We start from the raw sequence: 19,546 nt of genomic DNA, 5'->3' as shown, positions 1-19,546 counted from the left end.
GTCCTCGCCGTCGTCGTCAGCCCGAGCGGGCCGGTCGTGCCCCGGCTCGCGCTCGGACAGCTGGGGTCCTAACGGTGCCAGGCGTTACTGCTGCGGGCCGAGCGTGAACATCGTGCCGTCGGCCGCAGGCTCGACGTCCAGGCGCTGGTCCGCCAGGGTCACGGACGCCTCGGGGTCGACGTACACGCGGGTCGACCCGTCGGTCACGACGTCGTCGCCGGGGAACGGCTCCGGGACGAGCGCGAGCGCGAAGCCGCCGGCCTCCTGCTGCGCGATCCGCAGGCCTCCGGTCTCGTCGGGCAGGCCGGCCTTCGTGGTGAGCGTGTGGACGGCGGTACGGGCGGTGTCGGTCAGGGTGAGCACGAGGCTCTCCTCTCGGTTGCCGGTGGCGCCACCCTTGCGGGCGGCTCGATCGGACGTCTCCACCGTGCTCAGGTCCGCGCCGTCGATGCAACTCGGGGTCCGCTGGGCGAGACCTCGGGTGTCCAGACTGCTCCTGGGCTCGCACTCCCCGTGCGGTCGCCCTACCCTGCGCACTACCGTCAGGGAGTCCGCCGTCGACCTGGAGGAACCATGGCGCGCGAGGGTTACCCGGCCACCACCGTCGAGGAGTACCTCGACGCCGTCCCGCCCGAGCAGGGCGCGGCCCTGCGCCTGGTGCGCGACCGGCTGCTCGACGTCGTCCCCGACGCCGAGCAGGTCATCTCCTACCAGGTGCCGACCATCAGGTACCGCGGGACCGGGCTCGTGGCCCTGTCCGTCGCGAGGACGCACTGCAGCCTGCACCTCATGAGCCCACCGCTGGCGAAGGAGCTGGCGGGGGTGCTCGACGAGGGGAAGCTCTCCGGCGCGACCCTGCAGTTCGGCGCCGACGCCCCGCTGAGTGCCGACACGGTCCGGCTGGTCGCCGAGCGGCGCATGGCGGAGGTCGACGCGCGGCTGGGGTGACTCACCGTCCCGACGGCGAGAAGTGCTGGTAGTCCACCGGCGAGTCCCAGTCGCCACCCCAGAGCCACCCGACCGCCGCGAACGCACGGACCACCTCGTCGTCGGCATGGATCACGCCCGGCCGGTCGGGACGGTTCACGTAGGCCCGGCCCGCGCGGGGCCCCACCGACGAGCCCGACACGTACGGGTTCTCCACCGGGTTGACGTCGATCGCCCGCCCGTACGCGTGCTCCGACCAGCCCGTGCCGCCCGTGATGGCCCGGCAGTTGAAGGCCGACGTGTTGTCCGCGTCCATCGACTCGTCGTCGCTGGCACCGAAGTCGTCGACCAGGCGCATCGACCGGACCGGGTAGCCCGCCTCGAACAACGCGCGGAACACCGCGACCACGGCCTCCGCCGCGTCGGCGTGCACCACCAGCTCGCCCTGGACCTTCTCCCCGTCGAAGTCGCGGTGGGTGACCGTCACGTAGCGCAGGTCCTCCAGCGGGACCGGGCACCCCGGGCGCCACGACGGCTCCATCCGGGCGGCCAGCTCGGGGGTGATCTCGGAGACGGTGGACGTGAAGTCGGGCGGCGGCAGCACGACCACCGGCGCGTCCGGCACGTCGGCGACCGCCGGGGCGGTCACCGGCGCCGGGCTCGAGGACGGCGACGGCGCGGACGGCGCGGCGGTCGGGGCCCGGCTCGCCTGCGACGACGCGCAGGACGTGCAGAGCAGAGCGACGGCCACCACGACGCTGCCCCACCGACGCCCCATCCCTCCACTATCCCGCGTACGTCCTCACACCAGGCCGCGGCGGCTGCCGACGATCCCCGACGACACCGTCGTGCCCGCCCACAGCTCCGTGTCCGTGCAGCCCTCCGCGCAGTGCATCCCGCACGTCGGGCACACCCAGAGCGTGTGGTGCCGGTCGACGGTGCACCCGCACGTGACGAACCGCTCCGACGGCCGGCCGGGCCCGCTGGTGGTCCACCGGTGACCGGCCGGGCAGCCGCGCGGAGGCACGCGCACCCAGCCGCGCGGCGTCCGCTGCCACTTCGACCAGTCGATCTCCCGGACCATCGAACAAGTGTACGAGTACCGGTTCGCGCGACCCTCGACCCGATCTGCGTCCGTGCACGTCAGCGACGGACGACCGGGCGTGCTCCGACCCCCGGACCGGGTGAATCTGCGGGTCGGGGAGGACGCGGACCTGGGCGACGTCACGCCCTGTGGGTGGTCACCGACAGGATGGGCCGATGGACCTGGACGACGCCCGGCGGTCGGCACTCGCGCTGCCCGAGGTGACGGAGCGGCAGAGCTGGGGTCAGCCGGCGTGGTTCCACCGGAACCTGGTGGCGCGCATGTGGGACGAGGACAGGCTCACCGTCCGGGTCGAGGACGACGGCGAGCGGCTGGCGCTGGTCGAGCAGGAGCCGGAGCTGTACTCGACCACCGACCATCACGCGGGCACCAACCTGGTGCTCATCGCGATGGACGTCGTGGACGCGCAGACCCTGCAGGCACACCTCGCGGAGTCGTGGTGGTGGGCGGCACCTCCGGTGCTGCGGCGCCGCTACCCGCACCTGGGCCCCCCGGACGAGAGCGCCTGAGGTCACCGCCGGGGGCGGGCCCGGCTGCGCCGCCCTGCCGACGCGCGCCGGCTGCCGGACTGCCGCGGGCCGTACATGACCAGCGCGGCGCCGACCATGCAGGCCAGCGCGACGACGACGACCCAGCGGCCGGGCACGAAGCCGTCGGGAAGCAGCGCCCACGCCAGCGCCCCGAGGGCGAACACCCCGAGGTACGCGGCGAGGATGCGGCGGACGTGCGCGTCGGGCTGCAGGGTGGCGACGAAGCCGTACACGCCGAGGGCGACGACACCGGCCCCGATCCAGGCCCAGCCGCGGTGCTCCTGCACGCCGTGCCAGATCAGCCACGCGCCGCAGAGCTCCAGGACCGCGGCGGCGCCGTACAGCACGACGGAACGAGCGACGGCCACCGGTCCTCCAGCCTGTCCGAGCGCCGCGGGGCGGGTCCGGCGGCGATGGGCAGACCCTATCCGCGGCTCCCGCGCCGGACGACGGGGCGCGGGCTCGGCGGTCGCCACCGGCACGGCCTACGCTCGACGGACACGACGGGGACGAGGGAGCAGATGACCGAGCCCGACTGGGTCCGCCACGCGATCTGGTGGCACGTCTACCCGCTGGGAGCCGTCGGGGCGTACCCCGACGACCCAGGTGCCCACCGCGACGAGCACCGCCTGCGACGCCTGGTCGCGTGGTTGGACCACGTCGTCGCGCTCGGCGCGTCGGGCGTCCTGCTCGGTCCCGTGTTCGCGTCGACCACGCACGGGTACGACACCGTCGACCACCTGCGCATCGACCCCCGGCTCGGTGACGACGACGACTTCGACGCCCTCGTCGCGGAGGCGCACGGTCGCGGCCTGAAGGTGCTGCTCGACGGGGTCTTCAACCACGTCGGCCGGGACTCGGCGATCGCGCGCCGGTCCGTCGACGCGCTCGAGGGCCGCTCCGACGACGACGTCTGGCTGCTGCGCGACGAGGACGGCGGGTTCGTCGGCTTCGAGGGGCACGGCGCGCTGGTCACCCTGGACCACGCGCACCCGAGCGTGGCCGACTACGTGACGCGCGTGATGACCCACTGGCTGGGCCGCGGCGCGGACGGGTGGCGGCTGGACGCGGCGTACGCGGTGCCGACGACGTTCTGGGCGCAGGTCCTCCCCCGCGTGCGCGCCGAGCACCCGGACGCGTGGTTCGTCGCGGAGGTCATCCACGGCGACTACCCCGCGTTCGTGCAGGAGGCGACGGTCGACTCGGTCACCCAGTACGAGCTGTGGAAGGCGATCTGGAGCTCGATCAGCGACGCCAACCTGTGGGAGCTGGCCTGGTCGCTGACGCGGCACGACGAGTTCMTGGACACGTTCGCGCCGCAGACGTTCGTCGGCAACCACGACACCACGCGCATCGCGAGCACCATCGCCGACGCGCGCCACCGCGCGCACGCGGTCGTGGTGCTGTGCACGGTGGGCGGCACCCCCACGGTCTACGCGGGCGACGAGCTCGGGTTCACGGGCGTCAAGGAGGAGCGGGAGGGCGGCGACGACGCCGTGCGCCCGGAGCTCGCGGTGGACGGTCCCGGTCTCGTCGAGAACCCGGTGCTGCGGCTCCACCAGGACCTCATCGGGCTGCGCCGCCGCCACCCGTGGCTGCACCGGGCACGCACCACGCAGGTCACGCTCACCAACACCACGTTCGTCTACGAGGTGCGCGACGGGGACGACGCCCTGCTGGTGGCGCTGAACCTGGGCGACGAGCCGCTCGCGCGCCCGGGCGGTGACGTCCTCGCGTGCGACGACGCCAGCCGCGACCGGGCCGACGTCGCGCCGCACGGCTGGGCCGTGGTCGCGCCGTAGCCGGCACCCGTAGCCACCCGCCGTCGCACGCCGGACGGGCGGCGCCCCGGTATCCAGCCGGGACGCCGCCCCTTCCTCACCGCAGCCCGCGGTGGTCCTGCTACCAGGGAGACGGAGCCGGCGGCGCCACGACGGGCGGCCGGTCGTCGCAGGTGATCGTGTTCGGCAGCTGCCACGCCCCGAACCACGGGCCCGTGGTGCCGCCGCCGTCGTTGCCGCCGAGGTCGACGGACGACCACTCGGACCCTGTGGGCGGGAAGTTGAACGACCCGCAGTTGTTGATGCCGACGGCACCGACGTTGCGCGCGTCCACGTTCTCGAACGTGGCGGACCCGGCGGCCCGCGCGCTGAGCACCGAGGTCCCGGTGCCGTCCACGCGGACATCCTTGAAGTGCACGTTCGTGACCGAGTAGAGGTCCTTCACGGGCCAGTCGGCGACGACCATGATCGCGTTGTAGGTGTTGTCGAGGAAGTGGTCGCCGACCACCTGGATGTCGGCCTCGATGTCGCCCTGGAGCGCGTAGAACCAGATCGCGCCGAGCCCGATGTTCCAGTTGAGCTCGTAGGTGCCGGCGCGGACGGTCGTGTTGTCGGTGATCCAGAGGCTCCCGGTGAACGGCTCGGCGCCGAACCGGGACCCGACCTGGATGCCGGACCCCTCGCGGATCGGGTCGGCCACGAGGTTGCCGACGAGCGTGGTGTCGTGACCGCCGTAGATCGCGATCCCGTTGGCCAGGGTGGGCGTCTGGACGGTGTTGTTCTCAAACCGGTTGCCCGAGTTCGTGGTCGTCTCCGCCCACATGGCGAGCCCGTCGTCCCCGGTGTTGCGCACGAAGTTGTTCGACGCGACGGAGTTCGTGACGCCGGTGTGGAAGTTCAGCCCGTCGGCGATCTGGTCGACGAAGAAGCTGTTCTTGACCACGAGGTTGTCCATCGGGCCGTCCACCCACACGCCGACCTTGGTGTGCTGGATGTACAGCCCGTCGATGGTGGAGTCGCTCAGGGCGCCGCCGATGCCGTTGACCTGGTCGGTGTCGATGCGTTCGCGCACGTCACCCTGGATGGCGAACCCGGACAGGTGCACGTTGCGGCTGCCGCCCTCGGCCGCGGACTTCCCGTAGAACCCGACGCCGGTGTGCACGGAGCCGTCGGGTGCGGAGGTCGACAGGGCGACCTCCTTGCCGCGGATGGTCGTGTACCAGCTGCCGGCGCCCTCGATCGTCACGTCGTCGACGACGATGTGGCGGTTCACCTGGTAGACGCCCGGCGKGACGTAGACGGGCAGGTCCTTCTTCTGCGCGTACGCGACTGCCTTGTCGAACGCGTTCGCCGAGTCCTTCTTGCCGAACGGGTCGGCGCCGAACAGCAGCACGTTCGCGGCCTTGAGCCGGACGTGCGGCAGGCCGACCTGCTCGGAGTCGAGGAGGTCGATGACCGTCCACGCGGCGTTCGTCCCGGCCGGTGCCGTGAGGCGCACGGTGGAGCCGGCCTTATAGGTCTTGCCGAGCAGCAGCCGCTGCTCGTCGTAGAAGTGCATGGGCCGGAACGGTGTCGTGATCGTCGGCGTGGGCGTCGTCGCCGCGGGGACGCACCCGCMCTCGGTGATCCACCAGTCGGGGTGCAGCAGCCCGGCGTTCGGGTCGTTGCTGAACGGGTACTGGTTGTAGAGCCACGAGTACTGCGACGTCAGCGTCATGGTCCGCTTCCCGGAGCCGTTGACGGTGACGTCGAGCGGGGCGGTGATGCCGCCACCGGTCGCCGAGTCCGGGATCGAGTAGCGCACGGTCAGTGCGTTCGCCGCCTTCGGCAGCGTGAACTCGACGTACTGCCCGGGCGCCAGCTGCACGGCCGAGCGTCCCGACGCCTCCGCCGGCAGCGTGTACGCCGTCCGGTCGGGGCCGATGACCGTGCCCGTGGTGACCGCCTTCTCCGCCTCCTGCTCGAGGAAGCCGACGGCCGCACCGCGACCGGCGACCAGCGCGGGGTCGAGAGCGGCGCGCGTGACCGGGGTGGGTGCCGGGGCGGGGGGACGCCCGTGGGCCGACGCCGCGCTGCTCGTGCCGACGACGGCGGTGGCGGCGGCGAGCACGAGGGCGAGGGTGCGTGCCGCTCGACGGCGTGACCAGCTGACTGTGTTCCTCACGGAGCGCCTCCTTGCGCAGCCGGGACGGGACCGGGCCGACAGGGAGCACGGTGCCGCGTGGACGGGACACACCGTACGTTCTGGACAAACTGGTAGACAAGATCGAATCGGATAAAGCAAGAACTTACGTGCAAGTGCGCAAGAGAGTGTCGGAAGATGACCCTGCCGTGCGACGCCGGCAGCAGGAAGCCGGGACGGCTCCCCCGTTCGGACCAACGCACCGCCGGCGGCGACGAGCCGCGTCACGCGTCGAGCCGGCGCACCTCGTCCCACACCCCGGCCCAGGACCCGCGCGGCCCGTCGCACACCTGCACGACCCCGCCCTGCTCCTCGTTGTCCACGTCGACCCCGTTGTCGACGCGCCCCACGTCGCGGCACCCGACGGCCCAGCCCGGCGCTCCCTCGTACCCGACGAGCACCACAGGTCCGGTCAGGTCCGCGGACGGTGGCCCCCACGCCGCGTACCCGTTGTGCCCGCTGAACACGGGCACGTCGGACCCGTACCACTCCAGCGCCCCCGCCTCGCCGTAGTTCGCCGTGACGACGAGCGCGGCGCCACTGTCCGCGACCGCCTGGTCCACGGCGTCGACGAGCGCGGGCCAGCCGACCATCTCCGCCTGGTCGTCGTTGAGCTCCGGGAACACCGAGGCCCCGAACGTCCGCTCGGGCAGCAGCGGGAGCGCGGCGGGCCACGCGACGAACGCGCTCAGCGCGAGCACGACGCCGGCCGCGACCAGCCCTCGTCGGGACCGCCGCTCCTCCAGCCCGCACGCACCCGCCGCCAGCAGCACCGGCACGGCGCCGACGACGTAGTACGCCTTGCCGCCGGTCACCAGGAACACGACCACCAGCACGAGGAACGCCCAGGCCAGGGGCTTCGCGCGCACCAGCGCCGGCACCCGCAGCAGCCGCACGAGCCCGTAGATCCAGAGCGCCGCGGCGACCGGGCTGAACTGGACCAGCAGGAGGCCGACGAACTCCAGGCGTGGACCGACGCCGGAGTACTCGTCGCGGATGTCGGCGGCGAGCTCCAGCTGCGGCCACCCGTGCGTCGCCTGCCACACGAGGTTCGGCAGCCAGAGCAGCACCGCCACACCGACCCCCGCCCAGGCCCACGGCGAGCGCAGGTGGTGCCGGGTMTGCGGGGTCAGCGCGACGCCGACCACGATCGCCGCGAGCAGGAACGCGACCAGGTGCTTGTCCAGCAGCCCGAGACCGCCGAGCAGCCCCACCAGCAGCCACCCGCGCGGAGCGTCCCGGGACAGGGTCCGCAGCACCACGTAGACGATGGCGACCCAGAACAGGGTGTCGACCGTGGTCGTCGACAGGATGTGCCCGAGGGTCACCACGACCACGCCGGTGCCCGTCGCGACGGCCGTGAGCACCTGCGCCCCCGTCCGCCCGCCCAGCTCCCGGGCGGTCAGGGCGGCCAGCACGACGACCGCCGCCGCAGCGAGAGCGCTGGGCACGTGCAGCGCGACGACGGAACCCGGCGCCAGCAGGTCCGTCACGCGCGCGACCAGCGGTGTCAGCGGTGGCTGGTCCGGGTAGCCCCAGGCGAGATGCCGGCCGGCGGCCACGAAGTAGAGCTCGTCGCGGTGCGGCCCGTAGCGCCCGGACAGGGCGAGGAGCACCGCGAGCAGCACGCCCGCGGCGGCGCAGACCCAGAGCGTCGCGAACGGAGCCACAGCAGGGGGTGCGCCGCGACGCCGGCCGACGTCGGAGACGACCACCCGGGGAGCGTAGCGACACCGGTGTGCCGGGCGGGAGGGCAGGTCACTCGACGAACGCGATCTCCTCGGTCGCGTACGACCAGCCGACGAGCAGCCCGTGGAGCAGCTGGAGGTCGGACACGCCCGCCGGATACGGGACGTACCGCGTCTCGTGGCCGCTCATGAGGTCGTACCCGGTCACCCCGCCCTCGTCGCTGTCGTCGTACGCCGCGGACAGCAGCAGCAGGTCGCGTCCGTCCGTGGCGAGCTGACCCTGGCCGGACTCCGGCAGGTCCGTCCGCCAGACGACCTCGCCGGTGTCCCCGTCGAGCGCGACGACCTCGGTCGACGTCGTCAGGTAGATGCGTCCCCGGATGACGAGGGCGTTGTAGCCCGGCTGGACGTCGGCCTCCCAGAGCTCCTCGCCGGTCCGCCGGTCCCAGGCGTACGCGTGGCTGAGCATCGTCAGCGCCACGCCCGGCAGGCTGCCGTCGTCGACGGACACCTGCAGCCGGTCGCCCCGGAGCACGACGTCGCCCGCGGGGTCGCCGTCGGGCGCCAGCAGGGTCGTGGTGCGCGCACCACCCTCCCCGTAGGTGGTGATCGTGAACGTCCCCGTGACCGGATCGGTGCCGAAGCTGGCGTCGCCGCTCGCGGTCCGCAGGTCGTCGCGGACCAGGGACCCGGTCGGCGACAGGAGGACCAGCCCGGCGCCGTCGTACAGCGCGACCGTGTCCCCGGCGACGAACAGTCCCCAGTAACCCTCGCGCGATGTGACCGCACGGTCATCGACGGGCTCCTCGTAGCGCCACTGCTCGTCGCCGGTCAGCACGTCGTGCGCGACGACCACCACGTGCTCCGCGTCGCGGACGCCGACGACGGCGAGGCCGTCGAGGAGGGTGACCTGCGCGCCGTCCTCGACAGCCCACTCCGTGATCACGTGCCCGTCGTGGACGTCGAGGACGACCACGCGGCTGCTGGTCGCGGGGAACGGCTCCTGCGTCCCGTCGTCCCCGTAGCGCACGAACCCGTCGGTGGCGACGCACACCGCGAGCGTCGAGGGCTCGCCCCACGCGGCGTCGCCCTGGCACCCGCCGCCGTAGGCGTTCTCCGTCGACGCCGCACGCTCCGCGTCCGGACCCATCAGCGGGGTCGACCAGATCGTCTCCCCGGTGCGGTGGTCGACGGCGGCGACGGACTGCGACCCGTCCGGCGCGACCACGACGCTGGCCGTCCGCGCACCGCCGAGCTCGACCCCGGACCAGAAGCTGGCGGCCTCGGCCTCGGTGAGGGAGCGCACCGCCTCGAGCTCGTCGTCGATCGGGGGGAAGACTCCGGGGACGGCGGCGAGCCGGGCGACCGCCGCGTCCTCCCGGGCGTCGAGGACCAGCTGCGTCCCGGCGAGCGACAGAGCCACGGCCGCGACCCCGGCGGCGGTCCACCACAGTCCCCGCCGGTTCCGCGCAGGCGTCCCCGGCTGCTCCGCGACGACGTCGTCACCGTCGAGCAGCTCGACCTCCTGCATGTCGCTTCCCCGCGCCATGGGCGGACCTTACCTGCCTGGTCAGCCCGACAGCGGCCCCCTCCTCCGACGTCACCCCGTCGCCGTGGCAACTATTGATATTCGTTCTCATTCGCTGTTACCGTCCCCGTCATGTCCACCACGAGAACAGCCCTGGCCACGCTCGCCCTGCCCCTGACCCTGCTCGCCGCCTGCGCGGGCGCCCCCGCCGCCGCGCCCGCGGACGACTCCGACGCCCGGGAGACAGCCACCCTGGAGGCGCGTCTCGTCCTCACCTACGACGGAGGGCTCCAGGTGCTCGACGCGAGCACGCTCGAGACGCTCGCGGACCTCCCCCTCGACGGATTCACCCGCGTCAACGAGGCCGGCGACGGCCGGCACGTGCTGGTCTCGACGGAGCAGGGCTTCACCGTCCTCGACGCCGGTGTCTGGGCGGAGGCCCACGGGGACCACGCGCACTACTACGCGGCCGACCCCGAGCTCACGGGCACGACGTTCCCCGCCGAGAAGCCCGGCCACGTGGTGCCCCACGGCGGGCGCACGGCCCTCTTCGACGACGGCACCGGCACGGTCACGGTGGTCGACAGCGCGCACGTCGCCGACGGCCCGGACGGCGCCCGCACCTTCACGACCCCGACCGCGCACCACGGCGTCGCCGTCGAGCTCGAGGACGGCACCGTCGTGGTCAGCGAGGGCACCGAGGACGCCCGGACGGGCATCCGGGTCCTCGATGCCGACGGCACCGAGACCGGCCGCTCGGACGCGTGCCCCGGGGTGCACGGCGAGGCGGTCGCCGCGGACGAGGCCGTCGTCGTCGGCTGCCAGGACGGCGTCCTGGTCCACCGTGCCGGCACGACCACCAAGGTCACGTCCCCGGACGCGTACGGCCGCATCGGCAACCAGGCGGGCACCGAGGCGTCGAGCGTCGTGCTCGGCGACTACAAGTCCGACCCCGACGCCGACCTCGAACGGCCGACCCGGGTCTCCCTCGTCGACACCGTGGCCGGCACGCTCCGGCTGGTCGACCTGCCTGCCAGCTACTCGTTCCGGTCCCTCGGCAGGGGCGCGGACGGCTCGGCCCTCGTCCTGGGCACCGACGGCGCGCTGCACGTCATCGACCCGGTCACGGGACAGCTCGTCCGGTCCGCCCCGGTGGTCGAGCCGTGGACGGAGCCCGAGGACTGGCAGCAGCCCCGGCCGACCCTGCGCATGCTCGACGGGATGGCGTACGTGACGGATCCCGAGCAGCGCCGCCTGCACGTGGTCGACCCCGCCACCGGCGAGGTCTGGAAGAGCGTCGAGCTGACGGTGACCCCGAACGAGCTCACCGGCGTGGCCGGCGCCACCCACTCCCACTGACGGGGAACCCCGGACGGCCGGCTACCCGAGCACCACCAGCCGGCCGTCGCGGCCCCACCCGATCAGCAGGTGCCCGACGGCGACGCTGGACCACAGGTTGTCGGGGAACGAGACCCGCCAGAGGGTGCGGCCGTCCGCCAGGGCGAAGGCCGCGAGGTTGCTGATGTTCCCCCCGCCGACGGGCTGCTCGGTGGTGACCAGCTGGCGTCCGTCCGTGGCGAGGAACCCGGGCACGGTGCTCCCCCCCGAGCTCGCCCGCCAGAGCAGGTCTCCGGTGCGACCGTCGAGCGCGGCCACCCCGCCGCGGGTGCTCACGTACACCCGTCCGTCCAGGAGGAGGGCGTTCACAGACGCCACGACGTCCGACCTCCAGCGCGCCTCGCCGGTGGCCGCGTCCCAGCCGCGCAGGTTCCCGCCGGACGTCAGGACGAGGTCCGGCACGCTCCCGTCGTCGACCGTGAACGGGAGGACGTCGCCCGGCAGGTCGACGTCCGTCCGGCCACGCTCGACGAGCGTGGAGAGCGGGGCGCCCGACCCGGTGGTCGAGAGCAGGACGAGGCGTCCGGCGACGGGGTCGAGCAGGTGGTCGGCGTCCCCCGGCCGGCTGGCGCGCAGCACCTCGCCCGACGACGAGAGCACCGTGGCGGTCCAGCCGGGGATCGTGACGCCGACCAGGCCGTCGACGGCCACCAGCCGCACCTCGCCCGCGAACGCACGGCGGTCCGCACCGGGCTGCGGCGGGCTGAACCGCCAGCGGACCTCGCCGGTGAGCAGGTCCCGACCGGTCACCTCCGTGCGCCCGTCCCCCGCGGGGACCGCCACGACGGCCAGCCCGCGCAGCGCCGCGAGTGCCGTCGCACCGGGCGCGGACGTGTCGGCGACGACGTGCCCGTCGCGGGTGTCCAGGACGACCACCCGGGTGGTCGTCGCAGCCTTGCGGGTCTCGACCCCCTCGTCGCCGTACTGCACGAAGCCGTCGCTGACCAGGCACGCGGCCCGGCCGGGCGGTCCGTCGTCGACCGGCACCGCGACGCACGTGCCGGCCGCGGTCCGGTCGAGCGACCGCGCGCGGTCGGGGTCCGGCCCCAGCAGCTGCGTGCTGAACCGCTGCCGGCCGGTGCGCTGGTCCAGGGACACGAACGCCTGCGCGCCGTCGTCGGCGACGGCCAGCCCGAGGACGGCGCCGTCGACGTCGATGCCCTGCACGATCACCGCCGACGCCGCCGGGTCGGGCCGCCACAGCACCCCGACGTCGGCCCCGACGGGTCGCACGACCCCGGGCGTCGCGGCGAGGCGCTCGGTCGCCGCCCGCTCCCGTGCGTCGAGCACCCCCTGCGTGAGCGCGAGCCCGGCGGCGAGGACGGCTGCGGTGCCGACCACCCAGGGCCACGCGCGTCGGCCGGGGGCGGCGGGCTCGGGGGCTGGCGCGGGCACCCCCGTCTCGTCGAGCTCGACGTGCTGCATCGCACGGCGCGACGTGGCGCGCGCGGAGCGGGTGAGAGTCATGGGCGGCCCAGGACGACCGCGGGCGCGGGGTCCGCTCCGTCTCCGGCGACCAGGACGTGTCCCTGAGCCCACGCCGCATCGAGCCCGTCGGGCAGCGGCACGTGCCACAGCCGCTGCCCGTCCGCGAGCGCGAAGGCGACGAGCGTCCCCTCGCCGGCACCCTCCTGCGGGGTGAGCCCGACCAGCAGGACCCGGCCGTCGGTCATCAGGCGCGCCAGCTGGTCGTACGTGCCGACGTTCGCCGCCCAGACGACGGAACCGGTCCGGCCGTCGTACGCCACGAGCTCCCCGGGGCTGCCGCCGCTCGTGCAGTACACCAGCCCCCGCACGACGAGGACGGGACCGCTCGTGTGCCGGTCCGCCTGCCACACGACGTCGCCGCTGGTCACGTCCACGGCCTGCACGCGGGAGCCCTCGATCAGCTCGACCTCCGTCAGGCTGCCGTCGTCGACGGCCCGGTGGACCAGCCGGCCGGGGACCCGGACGTCGTCCTGGCCCGGCCGCACGATCGTCGTGACGGGCCGGAACGCCAGGTAGCCCGACAGCACCTCCACCCGGGTGGTGGCCTCGTCGCGGGAGAGCCGGTCGTACCGCTCCCGCTCCCGGGCCACCGTGCCGTCGGCGGCGAGCAGCGTCACGTTCGAGCCCACCTCGACCACGGCCACCAGGTCGCCCAGCGCGAGGAGCTCGAAGCCGGAGACGTCGCCGACCGGGTCGAGGGCGGGCCGCGGCGAGCTGTGGTGCCAGCGGACCTCCCCGGTGAGCAGGTCCTGCGCGGTGACCTCGGCGTGGCCGTCGTGACCGGGGACGCCGACGGCGACGAGCCCGGGCAGCACCGCGAACGCGAGCGCGGGYGGTGCTGTCCGGTCGGCGACCACCCGGCCGTCGGCGGCGTCGACCACGACGACGCGGGACGCCGTGGGTGGCCGGGTGACCGTCAGCCGTCCGCGGATCCCGATGGCCACCAGAGCGTCGGACACGAGGCACGCGACGAGGTGCTGGGTGTCGTCCGGCTGCGCGTCGGGCACCCGCACGCACGACGTCAGCGACGCCCGCGCGCCGCGCTGCGCCAGCACGGCGTCCGGGTCGCTCAGCGGCGTGGTCCACCGGCCGGCCCCGGTGCGCGGGTCGAGCGCCACGACGCTCTGCTTCCCGTCCGGACCCGTGCGCACCCCCACGAGGGCCCCCTCGACCTCGACGCCGTCGGTCAGCACCTCCTGGTCGGGCTCGGCGACCCGCCAGAGCGCGGCGACGTCCGCCTCGACCGGGGCGAGCACCCCGGGGAGCTGTCCGAACCGGGCGGAGACGGCACGGTCCCGTGCCGCCAGGACGAGCTGGGTCCCGACGAGCGCGAGGACGACGACCAGCAGCAGGGCCCACCAGCGACGGAACCGTCCCCGGCCCGGCGGCTCGTCCGCAGCGGCGACCGGATGGTCATCGTCGACCACCTCCACCTGCTGCATGCGACGCACCGGTCCCATCCCGYGACAGTAGGCCTCAGACGCGCAACCTGCCCTCGAGGTAGGCGCGCTCCGCCTGGTTGGCCGTCCGCGTCAGCGCCTCCCGGTACGCGGACGCGGCCTCGTCGGTGCGCCCGAGCCGACGCAGCAGGTCCGCACGGGCCGCGGGTCGCAGCGGGTGGTCCGGGGTCGTGCCCAGGGCGTCGAGACCGGCCTGCGGTCCGTGCGCCATGCCGATCGCGACCGCCCGGTTCACCTGGGCGGCCGCGGACGGCAGCACGGTCACGAGCTCGTCATAGAGGCCGGCGATCCGGACCCAGTCCGTGTCCGCGGCGGTCGGTGCGGTCGCGTGGCAGGCCGCGACCAGTGCCTGGAGCTGGTACGGGCCGATCCGCTCGCGACGGACCGCCCGGCGCAGCTCGGCCAGGCCGGCCTCGATCGCGGCGTGGTCCCACCGGGTGCGGTCCTGCTCCTCGAGCGGGACGAGGACGCCGTCGGCGTCCGTGCGGGCGGGGGTCCGGGCGTGCTGGAGCAGCATCAGCGCGAGCATGCCCGCGGCCTCCGGGTCGTCCGGCACCAGCCCTGTCAGCACGCGCGCCAGGTCGACCGCCTCGTGGCAGAGGTCCACCCGCACCAGGTGCGGGCCCGCGGTCGCCGCGTAGCCCTCGGTGAACATCAGGTAGAGCACCGCGAGCACGGCCGGCGTGCGCTCGGGCAGCCGGGCCGCCGACGGCACCTGGTAGCGGATCCCGGCGACGGCGATCTTGTGCTTGGTCCGCACCAGCCGCTTGGCCATCGTCGGCTCGGGGACCCCGAACAGGCGCGCGATCTCGGCCGTCGTCAGGCCGCACAGGGTCCGCAGCGCCAGCTCGACGCGGGACGACAGGGACAGTGCCGGGTGGCAGCACGTGAAGAGCAGGCGGAGGCGGTCGTCCGCGATACCGCTGTCCAGCGCGTCCAGGTCCGGCTCGTCGCGCGGCACGACGAGGGAGCGCACCTTCTCGGCGCCGACGCGCTCGCGCCGGATCCGGTCGACGGCCCGGTTGCGCGCCGTCGTGGTGAGCCACGCGCGCGGCACGTCGGGGATGCCGTCGCGACGCCAGGTGCGCAGGGCGGCCGCGAACGCGTCCTGGGTGCTCTCCTCGGCCAGGTCCCAGTCGCCCGTCAGCCGGATCAGGGTGGCGACGAGGCGCCCCCAGTCCTGGGCGAACGTGTCCGCCAGCACCCGCTCCACGTCGTCGGTCACGAGACCCGCACCGGCCTGACCTCCACCTGCCCGAACGCCGCCGCGGGGTGCGCCGCCGCGATCGCGACCGCCTCGTCGAGGTCGGCGCAGTCCACGACGGCGAGCCCGCCGACCTGCTCCCTGCCCTCGGCGAACGGGCCGTCGGTGAGCAGGACCTCACCGTCACGCAGCCGCACGGTCGTCGCGGTCGCGCTCTCGTGCAGCCCGACGTGCGCGCGCAGCACCCCGCGCTCCTCCAGGTCGGTGATCCACGTGTCGAACGAGGCGAACGCCCCCTCGCGCATCCGCGTCACCGCGGCCTCCTCGTCGGCACTGATGAGCAACAGGTACTGCATGACGGCTCCTGACTGTCGGTGGGTGGTCCTCCCCCTGGACGAGCGGCGAGCGCCACGATGGACAGCATCGCGCGAGGTGTCCATCGACGGCTCGGCTCTTCGTCCCCCTCGTGACATCACCACGAAGGAGCCCTCATGCAGACCCTCACCTCCGCCGACGGCACCACGATCGCCTACGTGCGCGCCGGGACCGGCCCGGCCGTCGTGTTCGCGACGGGCGCGTTCAACGACCACACCACGTGCGCGGACCTCGCTGCGCTGCTGGAGCACGACCACACGGTGGTCACCTACGACCGCCGTGCCCGCGGCCGCAGCGGCGACACGCGGCCGTACGCCATCGAGCGAGAGCTCGAGGACCTCGCTGCCGTGATCGACGTCGCGGGCGGCAGCGCGGCGGTGTTCGGGTTCTCCTCCGGCGGCAACCTGGCCCTCGCGGCCGCCGCGGCGGGCGTCCGGGTCACGCACCTCGCGCTCTACGAGGCGYCGTTCGCGCTCGGCACCCTTCCCGCGCGGCCCGCCGACCTGCCGGGACGGCTGACGGCGCTGATCGCCGACGGGCGGCCGGACGACGCCGTCGCGCTGTTCCAGACGGAGGGCGTCGGCATCCCCGCTCCCCTGGTGGAGCAGTTCCGCGCGTCGCCGGGCTGGCCGTCGCTGGTCGCGATGGCGCAGAGCACGGTCTACGACGCGACGATCACCTCGGTGCTCGGGGTGCCCACCCCGGCCATGCGCGCCGTCGACGTGCCGACTGTGGTCGTCACCGGCGCGCAGACGTGGCCGGGTCTGCCGGAGTCCGCCGCGGCGCTGGCCGCGCTGCTGCCGCACGCCCGGCACGTCGTGGTCCCCGGGGGCGCCGACCACGGCATCCCCCCGGAGGCCACCGCGGCGGTCGTGCGGGACCTGCTGACGCTGCCCGCCGGGTCACCAGCGGTGCGCGACGTCCACCACCAGACGCGATGACGTGCCCGGGCCGTCGAGCGTGAACACGCGGAACGGCAGCCGCGCCCGGACGCCGAGCCCGACGCTCGTGTAGCCCTCGAACGACCCGGCGGACACGACCTGGCGGAAGGTGCGGTAGCCCGTCACGTCCCGCAGCTCGAGCGGGTCGGCCGGGCTGTAGGTCGGGTTGTAGGCCGAGTCGTACGACGGGTCGTTCACGGTGATCTGCAGGGCCGCGCCGCCGCGCGTCGGGATCTGCGCACCCGACCCGTCCTGGACGACGTAGGGCACGTACGCCACCGTGTACCCGCCCACGTCGCCGGCGACGTCGATCACGAGCCGGTCGTAGCAGGAGTGCTGACCGGTGCGGACGTCCACCACCGGTGCCTGCGAGAGACCGGGCGCCGACTTCTCGAGCGACCCCCACACGATCCCGCAGTAGGGCGCCGCCGTGGCAGGCGACACCGGGACGATCAGGAACGCGCTCACCAGCAGCACGACCGACCAGAATGCACGTCTCATCGCACGACCCCCCTTGTTGTCGCGCGGGCGTCGGGGAGCGATGCCCGATCGTCCAGTTTACGGCCGGAGAATCGGGACAGATCGGGTGAAAACGACGTGACGCCCGGCCGCCGGGGAGAGGACCGGCGGCCGGGCGTCAGCGTGCGGGCCTACTTCAGGCCGTTGGACAGCGYGCTGATCAGCTCGCCGTTCGAGGTGTCACCGGACAGCTCCCAGAAGAAGGCGCCGCCCAGACCCTTGGTCTTGGCCCACGACGTCTTGCCGGCCAGCGTGCTGGGCGTGTCGTAGCCCCACCACTCCGACCCGCACTTGGCGTACGCGGTGCCGCCGACCGTGCCCGTGACCGGGCACTTGTTCTTCAGCACCTTGTAGTCCTCGATGCCGGCCTCGTACGTGCCGGGTGCGGCGCCCGTCGCCGATCCGCCGGGTGCCGTCTGCGTGACCCCGGTCCAGCCGCGGCCGTAGAAGCCGACGCCGAGCAGGATCTTGTTGGCGGGGATCCCCTTGCCGATGAGCTTGTTGACGGCCGCCTCGGTGTTGAACCCCGCCTGCGGGATGCCCGAGTAGGAGGTCAGCGGGGAGTGCGGTGCCGTCGGACCGGTCGGGTTGAACGCCCCGAAGTAGTCGTAGGACATCGGCATGATCCAGTCGAGCTTCTGCGCTCCGGCGGCATAGTCGGCGGCGTCGATCTTGCCGCCGTTGCTGCCGTCGGCCGTGATGGCCGCCGTGATGAGCTTGCTGCTGCCGAACTTGTTGCGCAGCGCCGTGATGACGTTGTTGAACGACGCGGGACCGCTCGAGTCGCACGACAGGCCGCACGCGTTCGGGTACTCCCAGTCGATGTCGATGCCGTCGAAGAGACCGGCCCAGCGGGAGTCGTTGAGCAGGTTGTAGCAGGAGTCGGCGAACGCGGTCGGGTTGGCCGCCGCCTGCGTGAAGCCGGACGACCAGGTCCAGCCACCGAACGACCAGATCACCTTGAGGCCGGGGTTCAGGGCCTTGAGCTTCTTGAGCTGGTTGAAGTTGCCGCGCAGCGGCTGGTCCCACGTGTCGGCGACCCCGTCGACGGAGTCGGCTGCGGTGTACGCCTTGTCGTAGGCCGCGTAGGAGTCACCGATCGAGCACTGGCCACCGGTGGTGTTGCCGAACGCGTAGAGGATGTGGGTCAGCTTCGACGCGGACCCGCTCGTCTGGATGTTCTTCACGTGGTAGTTGCGGCCGTACACGCCCCACTCGGCGAAGTAGCCGACGAGCTTCTTGCCCCCGGGCGGCGTGGTGGTGGTCGGCGTGGGCGTCGGGGTGGGTGTCGTCGTCGGGGTCGGCGTGGTCGTCGGGGTCGGGGTGGTCGTCGGGGTCGGCGTGCTGGTGGGGGTGCCACCGGTACAGGCCACGCCGTTGATGCTGCACGTGGTCGGGGTCTTGAACGGCCCCGTCGCCACGTAGCCCCAGGTGAACGATGCGCCGGGCGCCAGCGGGCCGGCCCAGCTCTTGTTCTTCGCCGTGTAGTGGTTCCCGGCCCGGGTGACGTCGGCGTCCCACGAGCTGCTGAGGGTGGCCCCGGCGGGCAGGTCKAACTCGAGGGTCCAGCCGTTCACAGGGGCGGACCCCGAGTTGGTCACCTTGACGTTGACCTGGTGGCCGGTGCCCCAGTCGCCGGCCGAGGTGAAGGTCGCACCGATCGAACCTGCTGCGTACGCGGGCTGGGTCACGACCAGCGCGGTGAGCAGCGTGATCACCGCGGCGAGGGCCGTGGTGACCAGGACGGGACGTCGTCGGCCCGTCGGAGTCGTGCGGGAGTGTCGGAAAGCCATCGTGCGGGTCCCCTGTCCATCGTCGGAGCGTCGAATATGTAAGGAGTGTGTACTAATGGTTCACAGCGACGCTAACAACCGTCACAGGGTGAAGTCAACGGGTCCGCTCGATGAACCCCGGCCCTCTTCCGCGGTACAGACCCGACGGAAAGCGCAGTCTGTGACCTGCGTGGACGCGCTACCACGAAGTCGACGAAAAGCCTCAGGAATGGCTCAGAAAATGCCGAGGACACAGGGGTCGGCGACGCATTCTCGGGCGCCGCGGAATGTACGTGGACGACGTTCGCGCGCTCTTGGTGAGTAGCGCACTCGCGTGTCGCCACCGGCTTGTGGGTGGCGACGAGCAGCATGGGACGGAACGAACAGCACGAAGGAGGTCGAGGACATGACCGTCGTCGATCAGCACCACCGCATCGCACCGGAGACCGAGGCCCAGGTCCGCCGGGAGGTCGCCGGAGCTTCCTGGTTCCGGCTCGCGTCCGCCACCAGCCAGGCGCACCACGCCGTCGAYGACGCCCGCCACGGGCACGACGACGACGCGCTGCTACGGGCCCTCGACCGGCACGCCGTGCTCGAGCGCCTGCTGGCCGAGGCGACGAACCGCCTGCACCCGCCGCGCGGGTAGAC

19 protein-coding genes are annotated in these 19,546 nt (G+C 73.4%); 6 read left to right on the top strand and 13 right to left on the bottom strand.

Features of this window, described 5'->3' with window-relative positions; genetic code table 11:
• Positions 1 to 84 precede the first annotated feature (84 nt).
• The gene (locus tag ACXJKF_RS19395; RefSeq protein ID WP_055915503.1) at positions 85 to 363 is read right to left on the bottom strand and encodes an iron-sulfur cluster assembly accessory protein; all 279 of its coding nucleotides are present in this window, start codon (positions 361 to 363) and stop codon (positions 85 to 87) included.
• Positions 364 to 573: 210 nt separating this feature from the next.
• Here ACXJKF_RS19395 and ACXJKF_RS19390 point away from each other — a divergent pair, with 210 nt between their 5' ends.
• Complete coding sequence (locus ACXJKF_RS19390) at positions 574 to 948, top strand: iron chaperone (protein WP_456789364.1); 375 nt, start codon at positions 574 to 576, stop codon at positions 946 to 948.
• Between the two features lies 1 nt (position 949).
• Here the strand turns inward: ACXJKF_RS19390 and ACXJKF_RS19385 are convergent, their stop codons facing one another.
• Both ACXJKF_RS19385 and ACXJKF_RS19380 read right to left on the bottom strand, forming a co-directional pair.
• Positions 950 to 1,705 (bottom strand): M15 family metallopeptidase, encoded by a 756-nt coding sequence (locus ACXJKF_RS19385; RefSeq protein ID WP_456789363.1) that lies wholly within the window; start codon positions 1,703 to 1,705, stop codon positions 950 to 952.
• Positions 1,706 to 1,729: 24 nt separating this feature from the next.
• Positions 1,730 to 2,011: a hypothetical protein gene (locus ACXJKF_RS19380; protein WP_456789362.1), complete on the bottom strand. Its 282-nt coding sequence runs from the start codon at positions 2,009 to 2,011 to the stop codon at positions 1,730 to 1,732.
• Between the two features lie 176 nt (positions 2,012 to 2,187).
• Between ACXJKF_RS19380 and ACXJKF_RS19375 the strand changes: the two genes are divergently transcribed.
• Positions 2,188 to 2,541 carry an MmcQ/YjbR family DNA-binding protein gene (locus tag ACXJKF_RS19375; protein WP_456789361.1) on the top strand — a complete coding sequence of 118 codons (354 nt, stop codon included), beginning with the start codon at positions 2,188 to 2,190 and terminating at the stop codon, positions 2,539 to 2,541.
• A gap of 2 nt (positions 2,542 to 2,543) precedes the next feature.
• On the opposite strand, the gene ACXJKF_RS19370 is transcribed toward ACXJKF_RS19375, so the two are convergent.
• Positions 2,544 to 2,930 (bottom strand): YnfA family protein, encoded by a 387-nt coding sequence (locus ACXJKF_RS19370; protein WP_456789360.1) that lies wholly within the window; start codon positions 2,928 to 2,930, stop codon positions 2,544 to 2,546.
• Positions 2,931 to 3,083: 153 nt separating this feature from the next.
• Between ACXJKF_RS19370 and ACXJKF_RS19365 the strand changes: the two genes are divergently transcribed.
• On the top strand, positions 3,084 to 4,364 hold the full coding sequence (locus ACXJKF_RS19365; RefSeq protein ID WP_456789359.1) for an alpha-amylase family glycosyl hydrolase: 1,281 nt from the start codon (positions 3,084 to 3,086) through the stop codon (positions 4,362 to 4,364).
• Between the two features lie 100 nt (positions 4,365 to 4,464).
• On the opposite strand, the gene ACXJKF_RS19360 is transcribed toward ACXJKF_RS19365, so the two are convergent.
• The 3 genes from ACXJKF_RS19360 to ACXJKF_RS19350 form a co-directional block, all read right to left on the bottom strand.
• Positions 4,465 to 6,507 carry a glycosyl hydrolase family 28-related protein gene (locus ACXJKF_RS19360; RefSeq protein ID WP_456789358.1) on the bottom strand — a complete coding sequence of 681 codons (2,043 nt, stop codon included), beginning with the start codon at positions 6,505 to 6,507 and terminating at the stop codon, positions 4,465 to 4,467.
• 242 nt (positions 6,508 to 6,749) lie between these two features.
• The gene (locus tag ACXJKF_RS19355; protein WP_456789357.1) at positions 6,750 to 8,240 is read right to left on the bottom strand and encodes a glycosyltransferase family 39 protein; all 1,491 of its coding nucleotides are present in this window, start codon (positions 8,238 to 8,240) and stop codon (positions 6,750 to 6,752) included.
• A gap of 43 nt (positions 8,241 to 8,283) precedes the next feature.
• Positions 8,284 to 9,762: an outer membrane protein assembly factor BamB family protein gene (locus ACXJKF_RS19350; RefSeq protein WP_456789356.1), complete on the bottom strand. Its 1,479-nt coding sequence runs from the start codon at positions 9,760 to 9,762 to the stop codon at positions 8,284 to 8,286.
• A 111-nt stretch (positions 9,763 to 9,873) separates the two neighbouring features.
• Between ACXJKF_RS19350 and aztD the strand changes: the two genes are divergently transcribed.
• On the top strand, positions 9,874 to 11,100 hold the full coding sequence (gene aztD, locus ACXJKF_RS19345; protein WP_456789355.1) for a zinc metallochaperone AztD: 1,227 nt from the start codon (positions 9,874 to 9,876) through the stop codon (positions 11,098 to 11,100).
• A gap of 21 nt (positions 11,101 to 11,121) precedes the next feature.
• On the opposite strand, the gene ACXJKF_RS19340 is transcribed toward aztD, so the two are convergent.
• Genes ACXJKF_RS19340 through ACXJKF_RS19325 form a run of 4 tightly spaced genes read right to left on the bottom strand, consistent with a single transcriptional unit; the run spans position 11,122 to position 15,647 of the window.
• Positions 11,122 to 12,606 (bottom strand): outer membrane protein assembly factor BamB family protein, encoded by a 1,485-nt coding sequence (locus ACXJKF_RS19340; protein ID WP_456789354.1) that lies wholly within the window; start codon positions 12,604 to 12,606, stop codon positions 11,122 to 11,124.
• Positions 12,603 to 14,069: an outer membrane protein assembly factor BamB family protein gene (locus ACXJKF_RS19335; RefSeq protein WP_456789353.1), complete on the bottom strand. Its 1,467-nt coding sequence runs from the start codon at positions 14,067 to 14,069 to the stop codon at positions 12,603 to 12,605. The genes ACXJKF_RS19340 and ACXJKF_RS19335 overlap by 4 nt, the downstream gene beginning before the upstream one ends.
• A gap of 34 nt (positions 14,070 to 14,103) precedes the next feature.
• Positions 14,104 to 15,312, bottom strand: coding sequence for an RNA polymerase sigma factor (locus tag ACXJKF_RS19330; protein ID WP_456789352.1), 1,209 nt, complete (start codon positions 15,310 to 15,312; stop codon positions 14,104 to 14,106).
• Positions 15,309 to 15,647: a YciI family protein gene (locus ACXJKF_RS19325; protein ID WP_456789351.1), complete on the bottom strand. Its 339-nt coding sequence runs from the start codon at positions 15,645 to 15,647 to the stop codon at positions 15,309 to 15,311. The genes ACXJKF_RS19330 and ACXJKF_RS19325 overlap by 4 nt, the downstream gene beginning before the upstream one ends.
• A gap of 135 nt (positions 15,648 to 15,782) precedes the next feature.
• Between ACXJKF_RS19325 and ACXJKF_RS19320 the strand changes: the two genes are divergently transcribed.
• Positions 15,783 to 16,607 (top strand): alpha/beta fold hydrolase, encoded by an 825-nt coding sequence (locus tag ACXJKF_RS19320; RefSeq protein WP_456789350.1) that lies wholly within the window; start codon positions 15,783 to 15,785, stop codon positions 16,605 to 16,607.
• On the opposite strand, the gene ACXJKF_RS19315 is transcribed toward ACXJKF_RS19320, so the two are convergent.
• Positions 16,569 to 17,108 (bottom strand): AMIN-like domain-containing (lipo)protein, encoded by a 540-nt coding sequence (locus ACXJKF_RS19315; protein ID WP_456789349.1) that lies wholly within the window; start codon positions 17,106 to 17,108, stop codon positions 16,569 to 16,571. The genes ACXJKF_RS19320 and ACXJKF_RS19315 overlap by 39 nt on opposite strands.
• A 149-nt stretch (positions 17,109 to 17,257) precedes the next feature.
• Positions 17,258 to 18,919, bottom strand: coding sequence for a glycosyl hydrolase family 18 protein (locus tag ACXJKF_RS19310; protein ID WP_456789348.1), 1,662 nt, complete (start codon positions 18,917 to 18,919; stop codon positions 17,258 to 17,260).
• 385 nt (positions 18,920 to 19,304) lie between these two features.
• Here ACXJKF_RS19310 and ACXJKF_RS19305 point away from each other — a divergent pair, with 385 nt between their 5' ends.
• Positions 19,305 to 19,544: a hypothetical protein gene (locus ACXJKF_RS19305; RefSeq protein ID WP_456789347.1), complete on the top strand. Its 240-nt coding sequence runs from the start codon at positions 19,305 to 19,307 to the stop codon at positions 19,542 to 19,544.
• Positions 19,545 to 19,546: the final 2 nt, after the last annotated feature.

The organism is Cellulomonas sp. P5_C5 (assembly GCF_054049655.1).
The sequence above is the reverse complement of the archived record's forward strand: the minus strand, read 5'-3'. Positions and strand labels throughout refer to the sequence as shown.